Below are 15,872 nucleotides of genomic sequence, written 5' to 3' on the forward strand. Positions count from 1 at the left end.
AATTTACCATTTTCGCAAAGCTCTCAAAACTTTTTTACCGTACTACAATTCAGAGAGAACCCACATGGGAATCAGTTACCAAACACCTCTGGAGGTGTTGCGAAGGTCTTGATTAGTTAACGGGAGAAAGGCCCCGGCCGAGGCGGCCTCGGCCGGGGCCAAATCTTTGCCTTTTATCCACTTCCGTGACTTATCTTCTAGATAGTGCACATTCCGCTTGACTCTCAAATAGCCTCGTGTATACTACTGTCTACAAATGTATACATCAGCTAACTCACTTAAAACCAAGCGGAAATCATAAGACCGGTCGTTATCCTGTTGTCTTATAAACTCCGCCCCCAAGCGGATTTTTTAGTGAAATTCTTGATCAGGCAAATTTTTTGAAGAATCAAAAAATTTGCCGGGTCCGGAAAGAAAATCATTCAGAGCGACAGTCACTTTGACAACCGAATCCTGCCGTAATGCTCGTCGCGATGGCGCGACGGGGGTCTTTATTGCATTTACAGGCAGTGTTGGTCGAGCCGAGCAGGTTCGGCCAACTAAACATGCATTTAATTTAAGTTATGTTAATTGCATGGGAGAAACAGGTAAGTACGTTTTGTAAAGCAAAACGTTGTAAGTAATAATATGTGGTTTTTACATTTCCTAATGGGAATGTAAGAGCATATGGTGGATGCCTTGACTCTTAAGAGGCGATGAAGGACGTAGCGTAGCTGCGATAAGCTTCGGGGAGGTGCCTAGCAACCTTTGATCCGGAGATTTCCGAATGGGGAAACCCACTGACTTTTTAGTCAGTACCTAATCACTAGATGGTTAGGTGCGCACCCTGGGAAGTAAAACATTTCAGTACCAGGTGGAAAAGAGAACAATAGTTATTGCGTGAGTAGCGGCGAGCGAAAGCGTAAGAGCCCAAACCTGGCCTCATCACACTCGGTGTGATGCAGAATAACCAAATCACAAGAAACAATAACCAAACAATAATCAATAACCAAAGTCCAAATGTTAAAAATTTGGAATTTGGGATTTGTTTGGAGCTTGTCTCTTGGTTATTGGGATTTCTGCATCGCGCTTGGCGTGATGCGGCTGGGGGTTGTAAGGTGACAACATCGGTTTTATATCGAGAAAAGTTACAAAAGAGTTTGTTAATGGAGGTATCTGGAAAGATACACCCTAGAGGGTAATAGTCCCGTACATGAAAATAAACTCTCTTTTTTGTTGTCATTCTTGAGTACCTCAAGACACGAATAGCTTGAGGGAATCTGCCGGAACTAACCGGTAAGGCTAAATACTCTAAGAGATCGATAGTGAACTAGTACCGTGAGGGAAAGGTGAAAAGCAGCCCGGCGAGGGCGGTGAAATAGACCTGAAACCATATGCTTACAAGGAGTCGGAGCGGGCACATCACATGGAATGTGAAGTGCGAGTTTAAAAGTTGAAAGTTATAAAGTTTTAAAGTAAAAGAATAAAATTCTCTGCTTGATAGACTTGATAACTTGATGAACTTTTTACTGCATCATCGCGTTTCGCGTGATGTGTCCGTCACGGCGTGCCTATTGAAGAATGAGCCAACGAGTTAATGTATTCGGCCCGGCTAAGCCTGAAGAGGGTGGAGCCATAGGGAAACCGAGTGCGAACAGCGCGTTCGTCGAATACATTAGACCCGAAGCCAAGTGAGCTTACTATGAGCAGGGTGAACGCCTCCGAAAGGAGGCGGGAGGCCCGAACCGGTGAGCCGTTCAACACTCTCGGATGACTTGTGGTAAGAAGTGAAAAGCTAATCGAACTTGGTAATAGCTGGTTCTCTCCGAAATAGCTTTAGGGTTAGCGTCGCGTGTTCCTCACGGGGGTAGAGCACTGGATGGTCTCGACAGGTCGAAAGATCGCGAGACCAACCAAACTCCGAATACCGTGAGTCAAAAATGCGGCAGTTAGACCGTGGGGGCTAAGCTCCATTGGTCAAAAGGGAAACAGCCCGGATCCCCATTTAAGGTCCCAAAATCTATGTTCAGTGCACTTAAGGTGGTGAAATTTCTCTGACAGTGAGGAGGTTGGCTTAGAAGCAGCCATCCTTTAAAGAAAGCGTAACAGCTCACTCACTAAGAGATTTCGCGCCGCAGATTACCGGGGCTTAAACATAGTACCGAAACTGGGAACTATTACTGCTTAGGTAGTAATATTGGTAGGAGAGTTTTCGCATCTGCTGTGAAGGTGAAGGCGCGAGCCACACTGGAGCGTTGCGAAGTAAGAATGTTGGCACAAGTAACCACAATTCCGCTGAAAACGCGGAACGCCGAAAGATCAAGGTTTCCTTGGCGATGACAATCAGCCAAGGGTTAGTCGGGCCTAAGGGAATGGCGAAAGCCGAACCCGATGGACACACGGTTAATATTCCGTGACCCGTCTATTGTTCGATGAAGGGACGGGGGAAATTAATAAGAGCGCTTTATTGGATTAGCGTGTCTCGCGATTAGAGGTGTCTTCCAGGAAAATCCGGAGGGCTGATTAAATTCAAACTTCGAGCGTTGGACAAATTTTTCTGCTTCGGCAGAGGAAAATTTTTATGACGAGCCCCTCGAGAAAATCTTCTAAGATTAATAGTAGACGGTCCGTACCGCAAACCGACACAGGTGATCAGGGCGAGTAGCCCAAGGCGAACGAGTGAGAGGTCTCCAAGGAACTCGGCAAAAAAGCAGCCGTAACTTCGGAATAAGGCTTGCCCCCATCACATGGAATGTGAAGTTGAATAACCAAGCTCCAAGATACAATAATCAAACAATACTCAATGACCAAAATTTCAATAATCAAACTCGGCTTGCCGAAGTTGGTGATTGAAAAATTGATGCTTGTGATTTGTTTGGAATTTGTTTCTTGGTTATTGGAATTTTCATCATCGCGTTTCGCGTGATGGGGGCCGCAGCTAAAGTATCTCTGGCAACTGTTTATCAAAAACACAGCTCCCTGCGAACTCGCAAGAGGATGTATAGGGGGTGACACTTGACCAATGCCCGAAGGTCAAACAATGGCGGTGGGCACATCACACTCTGTGTGATGTGAGATTTCGATATATCGATATGTCGATATTTCACATCGCGCGAAGCGTGATGTGCCTGCTGACTGTTGTAAGCCCGGGTGAATGTCGGCCGTAACTATAACGGTCCTAAGGTAGCGCAATTCCTTGTCAGGTAAGTTCTGACGCGTTGAATAGTGTAATGACTGGAGAACTGTCTCGGAGACTTGCTCGGTGAAAATACAATACCGGTGAAGATGCCGGTTACCTGCAGTTAGACGAAAAGACCCCAGAAGCTTTACTACAACTTGGTATTGGCTATACGTTTTTGATGCGTAGCGTAGATGGTAGGATTTGAAGCAGTGCTTTCGGGCGTTGTGGATCCGTCGATGAAACACCATTCTTTAAAAGTGTATATTCTAACCTGTTCGGAAAAAACGAACGGAGACAGTATCTGGTGGGTAGTTTTAGTGGGGCGCTATCCTCCTAAAAAGTAACGGAGGAGCCTATTAAGGTCAGCTAGGTGCGAATGGAAACCGTACCGATAGTGTATTGGCAAATGCTGGCTTGACTGTGAGACGTCAGTGTCAAACAGGCACGAAAGTGGAGCAAAGTGAACCGACGGTCCGCGTTAGATGCGGCCGGAGATTATCTGATAAAAGCTACTCTGGGGATAACAGGCTAGTTCCGCCTAAGAGTTCATATCGACGGCGGAGTTCGGCACCTCGATGTCGGCTCAACTTATCCCGGGGCTGGAGAAGGTCCCAAGGGTATGGCTGTTCGCCATTTAAAAAGTTACGCGAGCTGGGTTCAGACCGTACAGAAGTTATAAAGTTATAAGGTTATAAAGTTTTGAAGTATGACCGAATGCAAGAGTATTTTGAATTTACTTGATAGACTTGATAACTTGATGAACTTTTGACTATTGTGCAGTCTGAATCCTATTGAGAGTATTTAAAATTTTTCGTTTATAAAATTCCGTTTAAAAATCCAATTAATTTTGGTCGGGCATTTTTATGATGCCTGAAACGGATTGAAAAGATAGAATAACAACCATATCGTGGCGGTCTCGGGTAGATTCAAGAGATAAGATTTAAGATTCAAGAATTATTCCTGAATCAAGAATCATGAATCATGAATCAAGATTCTACTCGAGAAGAAGTCGATTTATATCGGTGGATTCCAATAATATGGAGAATACCGAGGGAAGCCTAATGTGTGCGGCAGCTCGCTAAGAAGCGACTGCACTTGGATTTTTTGGAGCGGAGTACCGCTAAAAAAATCTCGGCGCCCGTAGAGACTAAACATCGACTACCAAGTAGATTCAAGAGATTAAGATTTAAGATTCAAGAATTATTCCTGAATCAAGAATCCTGAATCCAGATTCTATTAGGTAATGCTATAGTCCGATCCCGGAAGTAATTCCGGCGTTAGAAGCATTTTGTATTTAGGTCTATTCTTGAATCATAATTCATGAATCCTGAATCAATCTTCTGGCTACCATTGCGCGAGACAGGTTGGTCTCCTATCTACTGCAGGCGTTGATTCTTGAGGGGATTTGTTTTTAGTACGAGAGGACCGAAATGAACGAACCTCTGGTGTGTCTGCTGTCCTGCCAAGGGCATCGCAGAGTAGCTATGTTCGGAATGGATAACCTCTGAAAGCATCTAAGAGGGAAGCCAACCCCAAGATTAGGAATCGTTTGAGGGCCCTGGGAGATGACCAGGTGATAGGCACTAGGTGTACGGCGAGTAATCGCTTGAGCCGAGGTGTACTAATTGCCCGATCCTATTAGGAAATGTGAATGCCATATTACTATCTTCAGATTTTGACGATAGAACTTATTTTACTTGTTTTAAAAGACCCCGTTTTGAAGGCTTTGTTTTGGTGACTTGACGCAGCGGTCACACCTCTTCCCATTCCGAACAGAGCAGTTAAGCGCTGTAGTGCCGATGATAGTCCTTTACTGGGCAAAAGTAGGTAGTCGCCAGAACAAAGCCTTCAAAATCTCAAAAACCGTCCACTGGGGCGGTTTTTGGTCGTGTGTGCTATAATGACTGCATTATAAATTATTAGTACCCGTAAATTATCGACGGGGAAGTTAATCAATTATGGGCTTACTTGACGAGATGGAGGCGGCTGAAGCGTATAAAAAATAAAGGACACCTACTTGGGAAGCAGAGTATTTTTCTAAGCTAAAAGAGATGCTCGAAAAACTGGAACAGTCGCCAGCGGTTCAGGCCTTTAAAGTGTTTGAGGGGATATCCTCAGAAGCGAGAGTACATGCCGACGACAAACTCAATGTGATGGATGTGGCAACAAATCTTAAGACGACCCTATACGGCTCGAATTTTGAGAAAATTCAGGGGCATCCAGATGTTGCCTTGTATTTAGCTGTTAAGGAAAACCTGAAAATAAACGATAAATTACAATAATCAAGGAACTGAACTAATTATGTCAGAAAGAGAACCAAATCAAGAAAATCCTTTTGAGAGTGCACAGGCTGCGATAGTCGAATTACAAAAGCTTATAGATTCTTTTGAAGCGATGACCCTAAAAAGTCAGAAGGTAGAAGGCGATATTAAGAATGTACCCACCTTTCTGTTCATTGAATTTGCCAACAGACAAATGCAGGTTTTGAAAGAGTCGCTTGCCAAAATCGGATATAGGTAAAATCAGATTTTGTTAGAAGCGGTGCACCAATTATCCATGAAGGCTGATTTAATGACCTATTTCTAACGGGGTGTTATAATCTTCTCATGTCTTGGTCATCTAGGAGGCAAGTGGCCTATCTTTCGGTTTTAATTTTGGCGATTGCCATAATTGTCGGCGTGCCGGTGTTTTTTGCAAGCTATGATTCGGCTAGCTGTACCGATGGTAAACAAAATGGTGATGAGCTCGGAATCGATTGTGGCGGTTCTTGCCGGCAACTTTGTGATTTTCAGCGCCCGACACCGGCCGTGCTCTGGTCGCGTATTGACCGGGTCGTTTCCGGTATTTATAACGCGGTCGCTTATGTTGAAAATACCAATCTTGATGTTGGTGTCCAACAGATTTCTTACAGCTTCCGTCTGTATGATGCCAATGGGATTTTGGTCTCGGAGCGTCGTGGTATCACCTCGATTCCGCCAAACAAAGCCTTTGCAATTTTTGAAGGCGGGATTGATACCGGTGAACGCACTCCGGTTCGGGTCAATTTTGAATTTACCTCACCCTTCGTTTGGCAACCAGCGACCAATTTGGCAACTGGTATTCGGATTTCCGGCAAACAACTGACTGAAAAATCTGGTTTGCCACGCGTGGAGGCTACGGCCGAGAATACTTCTTTGGCGGCTATTTCGAATTTGGAGTTGGTGGCCTTAATCTATGATGCCTCTGACAATATTGTTGCTTTTTCGAGGACAAAGGTAGATTTTTTGGATAAAGGTACTTCGGCCCCGGTCGTCTTTACCTGGCCGGAAAAATTCTCGGCCTCGGTTTCAAAAGTTGAGATTCTGGTTAGGACAGTTGGTCTCTGACTTGTATGAAGTTTTTTGAATCTCTGATTTACGGCGGCGGTCTCTCGCGGATAATATCTAAACCCAACATCGATTGGTGGCTTTTGGGTGCGGTTGTTCCGCTTTTGGCAGCCGGCTTAACAACGATGAATTCATTTACCGGTGAGGGTAAATTTTTCGAGCACCAGCTGGTCTGGATCGGTCTGGCTTTTTTGGTAATGTTTTTTTTGGCCTTTAATGATTTTCGGTTTTTACGCCGAACCTCGGTTATTGTCACCTTATTTATCGGGATAGTTTTTTTACTTCTTGCCTTATTTGCGGTCGGCAGTACTTTTAAAGGCGCGCAAAGCTGGTTTGATATCGGTGGTTTTTCTTTTCAGCCGTCTGATTTGGCCAAACTAGTTTTAATTTTACTTCTGGCTAAGTACTTTTCGCGCCGACATATCGAAATCGCTAACATCAGGCATATTTTGGTCTCCGGATTTTACGCCATGGTTTTGTTCCTGTTGGTTCTGTTTCAGCCGGACTTTGGCGGGGCAATCGTGATTTTCTTAATCTGGCTTGGTATGGTTTTGGTCTCCGGGATTTCCAAAAAACATTTAGCTCTAGTTTTTGTGATTGGAGCGATTGCCTTCGGCGGTCTCTGGACCTCGGTTTTTAAGGAGTATCAGAAGCAACGGATTTTGACTTTTATCCATCCTCTCACTGACATTCAAGGGGCGGGCTATAACGCATATCAGTCGACAATTGCCGTTGGTTCGGGTGGCCTGCTAGGGAAGGGTATCGGCTATGGCACGCAGTCAAAATTAAAATTTTTACCGGAATATCAGACAGACTTTATTTTCGCGGCTTTTGCGGAGGAGTGGGGATTTGTCGGGGTTGTGTTGCTATTGATTTTATTCGGGATTGTCATTTGGCGCGTCTTAGCTAACGCGATTCGAGGCGCGACAAATTTTGAGGTGCTTTATTGTGTTGGCGTGGCGATTCTTTTTACGAGTCATTTTATCATTCATGTCGGCATGAATATAGGCCTCTTGCCGGTCACGGGGCTTACAATGCCATTTTTAAGCTATGGCGGGACACACTTGGTTATTGAGTTTACGGCCCTAGGAATTCTTTTTGGGATGAGACGCTATCAAAGAGCTTCGCATAAAGATGAAATCAAAAATGAGTTTATCGGCCCTAATTAACGGGTAAATTAGCTGTATAAGGCATAGGTTTCGCGAAGCATTTTTCTAAGTGTGAAAGTTTTGGTGACTTTAGTCTTCAGAGCTTGGGCCATTTTCTTGGCATTTTCCGGCTTGTTGAAAAAATAATTTATTGCTTTGGCGATTTCTTTGGGGTGCCTAGCTTGGATCAAGATTCCGGATTTCATATCGTCAATAATTTCTGTGAGCCCACCGACCGAGGTTGCCACGGTCGGCAACTCGGCGGCCCCGGCCTCGAGGATGACATAAGGCAGACCCTCTTTGATTGAAGATAAAAGAAAGACGTCGAAAGCTTTAAGTAGGCTAGAGGCATCGGCCTTTCGGCCGGCCAAAAAGATTGATGACTGTAAGCCGAACAATTCAATCTTTTTCTCCAAATTTGCTCTTTCTTCGCCTTCGCCGATTATTACGAGTTTGGCATTTTGCTTATCAGTCAAAACCTCGGGCCAGGCTTCAATGGCGAAGTCTAGACCTTTGTTTTTGTGAAGCTCTGCGACAGTGCCAATCCAAGGCGCCTCCTGGTCGATGGTCAACTGGTTGCTTATAATTTGCCTAGCTTCGGCCCGATTTTTGAAGGCAATCTCTGGCTCGAGGCCGTTGTAGATACGGACGATTTTTTTCTGAACCAAAAGAAAATTTTTAACTTGTCGGCGTTCTCGGTCGGAGATGACAATGGTCTGATGGGCCAGAACGATGGTTAACCAAGAGAAAAGCCGGATTAAATATTTTTGAATGGCCGGACGGTCTTCATTAAAAGGCCAGCCATGGGCGGTGTAGAGAATCTTAGAAGTGGGTAGTGGGTAGTGGGTAGTGGGTAGCGAGTTATGTAGGAGAACAAATAAATTATAAAGACGAGCTGTGAGGGCGCCGAGACCGCCGGCTTTTGGGCTGTGCAAGTGAATGATGTCCGGTTTCTCGCTGTGGATCAGTCGCCAGAATGTTATAAATGATAGGGCGTCTTGAGTTGTACTTATGTCTCGAGAAAGTGAGTCGACAGAGATTGAGCGAATCCCGGTTTCCTTCAGTTTGTCATGCAGTGGGCCACTGCCACCGGCGGCCACAACAGCTTCGAATTTAGTTTTAGGCAAATTGGTGGCTAAATCGAAAACATGCCTTTGGGCGCCACCCCAATTGCTTTTGGTAATGAAGTAAAGAATTTTCTTTTTAACCATAGTCATTGATTAATTATAGCGCAGAACCCAAAACCCGGGGCATAAAGCATGGTGCGCAAAGCTTCAAAGAATTGGCGGTGAAAATCCTGTTGCTTTTTGGGGGAAAATTTGTATAATAATTTAATTATCATATGCGAATCTTTAATAAGCGCGAACCGCTAATTTTATTTCTGGGTGACTTGGTAGCTTTTGCGCTAGCTCTTTGGTTTACTCTTTTTTTGCGTTACGGCTCGTCTTTGGACGCGGTACGTTTGTCTGACCACTTTCAGGCTTTTTCCATAATTTTTTTGATTTGGACTTTGGCATTTTATATTGCCGGTCTCTATGGTAAGCAAACTCTGGTCTTTAAAAACCGCCTGCCGAGTAGAATTTTAAAGGCCCAAATTGTAAACAGTTTCTTGGCAATCGCTTTTTTCTATCTAGTCCCGTCTTTTGGTATAACACCAAAAACCAACTTGTTTATTCAGCTGTCCCTTTCTTTCTTTTTGGTTTTGATTTGGCGTCTGTACGGTGGAGGTTTTCGGGAGTCCAAAGAGAAACAGTCGGCAATTTTAATCGGGGAAGGGGAAGAGATGAAAGAGTTGGCCGATGAAATCAACCATAACAATCGTTATGCGGTTGGCTTCGATTCGGTTTTAGATTTGAGTCAAATCTCCGGGGCAGAAGCCGTCTCAAACATCGACCGCCAGCTCAAAGATGGCAGGATCAGTTTGGTTGTTGCCGACTTAAGCCATGAGAAAATTCAGCCAATTTTACCGGAGTTTTATAAATTGTTGTTTTCTCGGGTCAAGTTTCTTGATGCTGGTAAGCTCTACGAAGAAATCTTTGATCGGGTGCCACTATCGCTCATCCGCTATGGCTGGCTATTGCAGAATGTTTCAAATTCACCCAAGAAAACTTACGATAGTCTAAAACGCCTGATGGACTTAATCTTGGGAGTTATCGGGGGTCTAGTTTCTTTGGTTTTTTACCCATTCGTCTATCTGGCGATTAAACTTGATGACGGTGGCCCAGTCTTTATTTCACAGGAGCGAATCGGTCAGAATAATAAAATTTTTAAGATTTTGAAATTCCGAACTATGACCAAAGATGATGCCGGCTATGCTGTTGCCAAACAAACCAATCGGACCACTCGGGTTGGTGGTTTCTTGAGGCGGACAAGAATTGATGAATTGCCTCAACTTTGGAATGTTTTGCGTGGCGACCTGTCATTAATTGGCCCACGGCCGGAGTTGCCAATTTTGGCTTCGGCTTACGACAAAGATATTTCTTATTACCGGGCCAGACATCTGATCAAGCCGGGCCTTTCTGGCTGGGCCCAATTGAATCAGCAAAATCCTCCAAAACGGGATTTGAATTTTAACGATACCAAAGTGAAATTGTCCTACGACTTATTTTACCTGAAGAATCGTTCACTCTTTCTGGATATCAAGATTGCCCTAAGAACGATTGCTGACCTGCTTTCAAGAAGTGGGCTGTAGACCAAGCTGATAATAAGTAATTAGATTGACAACATTTTTCTTGGGTGTAGTCTTTCAATAGAATAGAAAGACTGATTTATGGAAATAATAGTACCTCTGGTCATTGTTGTTTTGTTGTTTGTGGCGCCAGAAATTGTCGGGGTGATGATTACGCTAGGTGTCTCGGTTGTTGCTCTCATGTGTTGGGTTCTCGTGCTACCTTTTGCGGGAGTCTATCGACTCTGGTTGTATTGTCGTCGCTGGTACTCGTCAATCAGGGGAACTAAAGTTATCTGTCAGAAGGTAAAATAGGTCGCTTTGCTAGCCTGAGAGGCTAGCTTTTTAAATTGTAAAAAGATTTGCAGTTTTAAATCAAATCGGCTAAGATACGCCCTATGTTAAAACATCGGATTTGGGCCGTTATTCTATTAGTCACAGCCGTTTTAATCGGTTATTTTGTCTATTCGTCTCAAGTTAAGTCAGACTCGAACTTTCCTTTTAAATTAGGCCTGGATCTTTCGGGTGGCACCCATTTGGTCTATGAAGCCGATGTTTCCTCGCTGGCAGCTTCTGATGTCGACAGCTCAATGAATACCTTAAGAGATGTCATCGAGCGCCGTGTCAATGTTTTTGGTGTTTCAGAGCCGATTGTTCAGGTTGAAAATGGTAATGTTTTCGGCTCGATTAAAAGTCGCTTGATTGTGGAATTGCCAGGCGTTACTAATGTTAATGATGCTGTGGCGGCAATCGGCCAAACTCCAATTTTGGAATTTCGCCTCGTCGCGGCGGGAGTTAAAAATCTGAATGAAGTCAAGGACAAGCCGATGGATCAAGTTTTTATTCCAACAGGCCTCACCGGTCGACTTTTGGAGCATTCGCAACTGGAATTTGATCAGCAAACCGGTGAGGGAATTGTCGTCTTGTCTTTCAATAAAGAGGGCGGTGATTTGTTTGAAAAAATTACCAAAGAAAATGTTGGTCGCAGTTTGGCGATTTTCCTCGATGGTGATTTGAAATCGACGCCAGTTATCCGTGAAGTTATTGCCGGTGGTAAAGCTACCATTTCCGGCGGTTTTACTGGTCAGACCGGTCTTACTGAAGCTCGGGACTTGGTGAGAAATTTAAATCTCGGTGCTTTACCGGTCCCAATTAAACTGGTTTCGACTCAAACTATCGGCGCTACTCTGGGTGAGGCGGCTGTTGACGCGAGCGTGAAGGCCGGCATCTTGGCTTTTATAATTGTCGCGCTTTTCTTAATCATTTGGTACCGCTTGCCTGGCCTGATTGCCGTCATCTCGCTTGCAGTTTATGTAGCTTTGAACTTGGCGATTTTTAAATTAATCCCGGTGACTTTGACGGCCGCGGGCATTGCCGGCTTCATTCTATCCATCGGTATGGCGGTGGATGCTAATATTTTGATTTTCGAACGAATGAAGGAAGAACTCAAGCGTGGCCGAGTCCTTTCCGATGCTGTCTATGAGGGCTTCGCCAGAGCTTGGCTATCGATTCGTGATTCCAACCTTTCAAGTATCATCACTGCCGTTATTCTTTACTCCTTTGCCTCGACGGCTCTGGTCAAAGGTTTTGCGCTGGTATTCTTTATCGGGGTGATTGTCAGTATGTTTACCGCGATTACGGTTTCTCGAACTTTGCTTTTGTCGATTATGCCTAAAGTCGGAGGCAAAATTTCCCATTTCCTTTTTGGCAATGGCCTGAATTAATCTCGATTAAAATCTATTATGAAAATCGTTAAATACAGAAAAATATTCTACATCATCTCCGGCATTCTGGTTTTGGCCTCAATCGCTTCAATTTCAATCTGGGGCCTAAATTTAGGAATCGATTTCAAAGGGGGTTCTCTTCTGGAGATTTCTTATACCGGCACTCGACCAGAGATCGGCGTTATCAAAGATGCCTTGAAAAATCTGAATCTTGGGGATTTCTCGGTGCGAACTACCAGAGATACCGGCTACATTGTACGAGCTAGGGAGATTTCTCAACCAGAAAAGGTCCAAGTCTTAAACGCGCTCGCTATTGGTGGTCAGAAGATTACCGAGGAGCGTTTCGACTCGATTGGTCCGGTTTTGGGTAAAGAGGCGGCCAGCAAATCTGTCACCTCAATTATTTTGGTGATGTTGGCTATTGTCTTGTTCATCACCTTCGCTTTTCGAAAAGTTTCCGAGCCGGTTTCATCTTGGAAGTATGGCTTGGTGGCGGTCTTGGCCTTGGTCCACGATGTTTTAATCCCGACCGGAGTTTTCGCCATCCTTGGACATTTCAAGGGAGTAGAAGTTGACACTCTGTTCGTGACAGCAATCTTGGTGGTCTTAGGCTTTTCGGTTCACGACACGATTGTCGTGTTTGATCGAGTTAGAGAAAATTTGCGTCGACTGAAAGAATCAAATGGCCGAAAAGATTTTGAAACTGTAGTGGGGGAGAGTGTCAGTCAAACTTTTACCCGCTCAATCAATACCTCGCTTACTACTCTTTTGGCTCTAATTGTCCTTTATTTTGTCGGTGGGGAAGCCACCAAGCTGTTCTCTTTGGCCCTAATTATCGGCGTTGTGGTTGGTACCTATTCTTCAATTTTCATCGGTTCGCCTCTCTTGGTTACCTTGGAAAGGTTGAAAAACCGCAGAAAATAGGGATAGTATTTAAATCCTTGACTCCAAAATGTCCCCGTGTATAATAGACCCCACGCTCTAAGTAGGGCGGGGGTCTTTGACAATTTGAAGTAATAAGAAGATATGAGAATCGCCCAAGTAAAGTCTTGGGCTAATGCAAGTCTCATAATGTAATTTTAAAGTGATTGCTAGGATAGATGAACAATTTAACTTTTAGCAGGTTAAGTAGAAACATTCTTTGTTTTGTTCCGTTCTAAACTTAAAAAAATTAATCAAAACTTTCGCAAGAGAGTTTTTCTAATTTTTATTAAGAGTTTGATCCTAGCTCAGGATGAACGCTGGCGGCGTGGATAAGGCATGCAAGTCTAGGGGGTCCGGCACTTTGCGCGGAAGTGGCAAAGCGAATGACCAATAACCAAGAGACAAATTCCAAACTAGAGAGTGTTTGGTTATTGTTTATTGGAATTTGGAATTTCACTTTGTTTGCTTATGAGCAAAGTGCTGGATCACCGGCAGACGAGGTAGTAATAAATAGGTACGAACCTTCGAGTCAAGAATAGTCCGTCGAAAGACGGGGTAATCCTTGATAGTCCCTTCGGGGTAAAGATTTATCGCTCGATGATCGGCCTATTCAGTATCAGCTAGTTGGTAGGGTAATGGCCTACCAAGGCAATGACGCTTAGGGGGGGTGAGAGCCTGTTCCCCACCGATGGAACTGAGATACGGTCCATACACCTACGGGTGGCCGCAGCCGAGAATATTCGACAATGGGCGAAAGCTTGATCGAGCGACGCCGCGTGATTGATGAAGTCCTTCGGGACGTAAAGATCTTTTATGAGGGAGGAAGTTTATTGACGTTACCTCATGAATAAGGGGTTGCTAAACTCGTGCCAGCAGCAGCGGTAATACGAGTGCCCCAAGCGTTATCCGGAATCACTGGGCGTAAAGGGTGTGTAGGCGGTAGTGTTAGTCTTGTGTCAAATTCTTCGGCTTAACCGGGGTACGCACGGGAAACGGCACTGCTAGAGGATGCGAGGGGTCTCTGGAACTCATGGTGTAGCGGTGAAATGCGTTGATATCATGGGGAACACCAAAAGCGAAGGCAAGAGACTGGAGCACTCCTGACGCTGAAACACGAAAGCGTGGGTAGCGAATGGGATTAGATAAACGCTCGCCTTAGCTTTTTAAAAACGCGCATAAAGTCCTGGTGGACTTTTGCTATACTCGGCCTCACGGCCTGCGCTGTTTTTAAAAAGCTAAGGCTCGCTCCTGTGAAAAGGAGAAGAGAAAGAGCAAATGTCTCATCTACTAGTGATAGTAGAAAGCAAATTTGGCTATATGCTGGAAACTCCGTTGTATCCGACAATACCGAAAGGTAAAAATTTGTCGGTGCGGACAATCAGCAGGAAACTTGTATGTGTTGAGAAGGGGATTCGGATTGTAATCTTTGGGAAGGCAACAGCGTAAGCCTCTGTATGTGGACAGAGAAACTGCGCACTACCCCAAGGCTCTTACCTTCTGGGACAGCGTGTTAAAGCGCACTCCCTGTGTGACCAGTCAGTGTGATTGGTCACACCTCCTTCCCAGCACATATTAAGGATCCTCAGAGACTAAACGCCAGACCCCTGAATTTCAGGGTGAAGATATAGTCCGTTCTGCATAGCGATATGTAGAGACAAGCAGAAATGACTTGTCCTAGTAATTTTTAATTTTAAATTGTAATTTTTCATTTTGAGATTTACATTTTAATTTTTAATCGTTACTTCGTAACAATTAAGACCCCAGTAGTCCACGCCCTAAACGATCTTCTCTGGTTTTTCGGAGTATCGACCCTCTGAGAGACGAAGCTAACGCGTTAAGAGAAGCGCCTGGGTAGTACGGCCGCAAGGCTAAAACTCAAAGGAATAGACGGGGACTTGCACAAGCGGTGGATCATGTGGTTCAATTCGACGGTAAACGAAAAACCTTACCAGGGTTAGAAATCTAATCGAAGGCTAGCAGAAACGTTAGTCGTCTCACAAGGACGGTTAGACAGGTGTTGCATGGCCGTCGTCAGTTCGTGGTTTGAACTGTTCCCTTCAGTGGGGTAACGAACGCAACCCTCGTTGCCTGTTATATTTGTCAGGCGAGACTGCCCAGCACTTTGCGCGGAAGCGCAAAGTGAGTTGAAAGTGAAAAGTTTATAAAGTCTGTAAAGTAAAGCAAAGAGCTCTGCTTTATGAACTTTCAACTTTATAACTTTATAAACTCACTTTGTTTGTTTGCGAACAAAGTGCTGGGAGGAAGGCGAGGATGACGCCAGGTCAGCATGGCCCTTTGATACCCTGGGCCACACACGTGATACAATGCCGATTACAACGGGATGCGACGGGGAAACCCTGAGCCAACCCTAAGAAAAATCGGCCAAGTTCGGATTGAGGTCTGCAACTCGACCTCATGAAGCTGGAATCGCTAGTAATCACAGGTCAGCTATACTGTGGTGAATACGTTCTCAAGTCTTGTACTCGGGTCGCCATGCGATCGAGTACGCTAGTTGGTGCTCCAGTTGTAATTTTTGGGAAGTTAAAAAACCCGCCGATAAGCGGGATGTGTACGGGCTTGGAATAAATTATCCCAGCCGTCTGTTCACGGCAGGTTGAAGAAAGCTCTCGCAGAGATAGTTTGGCAGGGAAATGAGACATATCACGGCCACCGGAACAGCGATACAGATGATGGTCAGAACGAGGAAAAAGGTTTCAGTTTTCGTAGTCCTCATAAGAATCCTCTCTGTCGCGATGGTATCTAATTTTAATAGAATTGTCAAGCAAGGCTTGACCCCAAAAATTACAACTGGAAAATCCAACCAAGACAATTCACAGTGTCTTGAAGCGAAATACTAGTCCCGACGCCGTGAGGGGTCGGGAT

9 protein-coding genes and 3 rRNA genes are annotated in these 15,872 nt (G+C 44.7%); 11 read left to right on the forward strand and 1 reads right to left on the reverse strand.

The window, feature by feature from the left end; genetic code table 11:
• Nucleotides 1-643: 643 nt before the first annotated feature.
• The 6 genes from WCT25_03550 to rodA all read left to right on the forward strand — a co-directional run bounded on the left by WCT25_03550 (nt 644) and on the right by rodA (nt 7,694).
• Nucleotides 644-4,806 (forward strand): 23S ribosomal RNA (locus WCT25_03550).
• Nucleotides 4,807-4,890: 84 nt separating this feature from the next.
• Nucleotides 4,891-5,000: ribosomal RNA gene (rrf, locus tag WCT25_03555) — 5S ribosomal RNA — on the forward strand.
• 211 nt (nt 5,001-5,211) lie between these two features.
• Nucleotides 5,212-5,442 (forward strand): hypothetical protein, encoded by a 231-nt coding sequence (locus WCT25_03560; GenBank protein MFA6536474.1) that lies wholly within the window; start codon nt 5,212-5,214, stop codon nt 5,440-5,442.
• Between the two features lie 19 nt (nt 5,443-5,461).
• Nucleotides 5,462-5,680, forward strand: a complete 219-nt coding sequence (locus WCT25_03565) for a hypothetical protein (protein MFA6536475.1) — start codon at nt 5,462-5,464, stop codon at nt 5,678-5,680.
• Between the two features lie 86 nt (nt 5,681-5,766).
• Nucleotides 5,767-6,525 (forward strand): hypothetical protein, encoded by a 759-nt coding sequence (locus WCT25_03570; protein ID MFA6536476.1) that lies wholly within the window; start codon nt 5,767-5,769, stop codon nt 6,523-6,525.
• Nucleotides 6,526-6,530: 5 nt separating this feature from the next.
• The gene (gene rodA / locus WCT25_03575) at nt 6,531-7,694 is read left to right on the forward strand and encodes a rod shape-determining protein RodA (protein MFA6536477.1); all 1,164 of its coding nucleotides are present in this window, start codon (nt 6,531-6,533) and stop codon (nt 7,692-7,694) included.
• Nucleotides 7,695-7,702: 8 nt separating this feature from the next.
• On the opposite strand, the gene WCT25_03580 is transcribed toward rodA, so the two are convergent.
• A complete protein-coding gene (locus tag WCT25_03580) occupies nt 7,703-8,890 on the reverse strand; it encodes a glycosyltransferase (GenBank protein MFA6536478.1) in 1,188 nt (395 codons plus the stop codon).
• 125 nt (nt 8,891-9,015) lie between these two features.
• On the opposite strand from WCT25_03580, the gene WCT25_03585 reads away from it, so the two are divergent.
• The 5 genes from WCT25_03585 to WCT25_03605 all read left to right on the forward strand — a co-directional run bounded on the left by WCT25_03585 (nt 9,016) and on the right by WCT25_03605 (nt 15,499).
• Complete coding sequence (locus WCT25_03585; protein MFA6536479.1) at nt 9,016-10,365, forward strand: exopolysaccharide biosynthesis polyprenyl glycosylphosphotransferase; 1,350 nt, start codon at nt 9,016-9,018, stop codon at nt 10,363-10,365.
• Nucleotides 10,366-10,443: 78 nt separating this feature from the next.
• A complete protein-coding gene (locus tag WCT25_03590; protein ID MFA6536480.1) occupies nt 10,444-10,656 on the forward strand; it encodes a hypothetical protein in 213 nt (70 codons plus the stop codon).
• An 83-nt stretch (nt 10,657-10,739) separates the two neighbouring features.
• Entirely contained in the window at nt 10,740-12,065 is a 1,326-nt protein-coding gene (secD, locus tag WCT25_03595) for a protein translocase subunit SecD (protein ID MFA6536481.1), read from the forward strand.
• A gap of 18 nt (nt 12,066-12,083) precedes the next feature.
• Nucleotides 12,084-12,989 (forward strand): protein translocase subunit SecF, encoded by a 906-nt coding sequence (secF, locus tag WCT25_03600; GenBank protein MFA6536482.1) that lies wholly within the window; start codon nt 12,084-12,086, stop codon nt 12,987-12,989.
• Between the two features lie 282 nt (nt 12,990-13,271).
• Nucleotides 13,272-15,499 (forward strand): 16S ribosomal RNA (locus WCT25_03605).
• Nucleotides 15,500-15,872: the final 373 nt, after the last annotated feature.

The organism is Candidatus Paceibacterota bacterium (assembly GCA_041666545.1).
GTDB lineage: Bacteria > Patescibacteriota > Minisyncoccia > Phycocordibacterales > JBAYGS01 > JBAYGS01.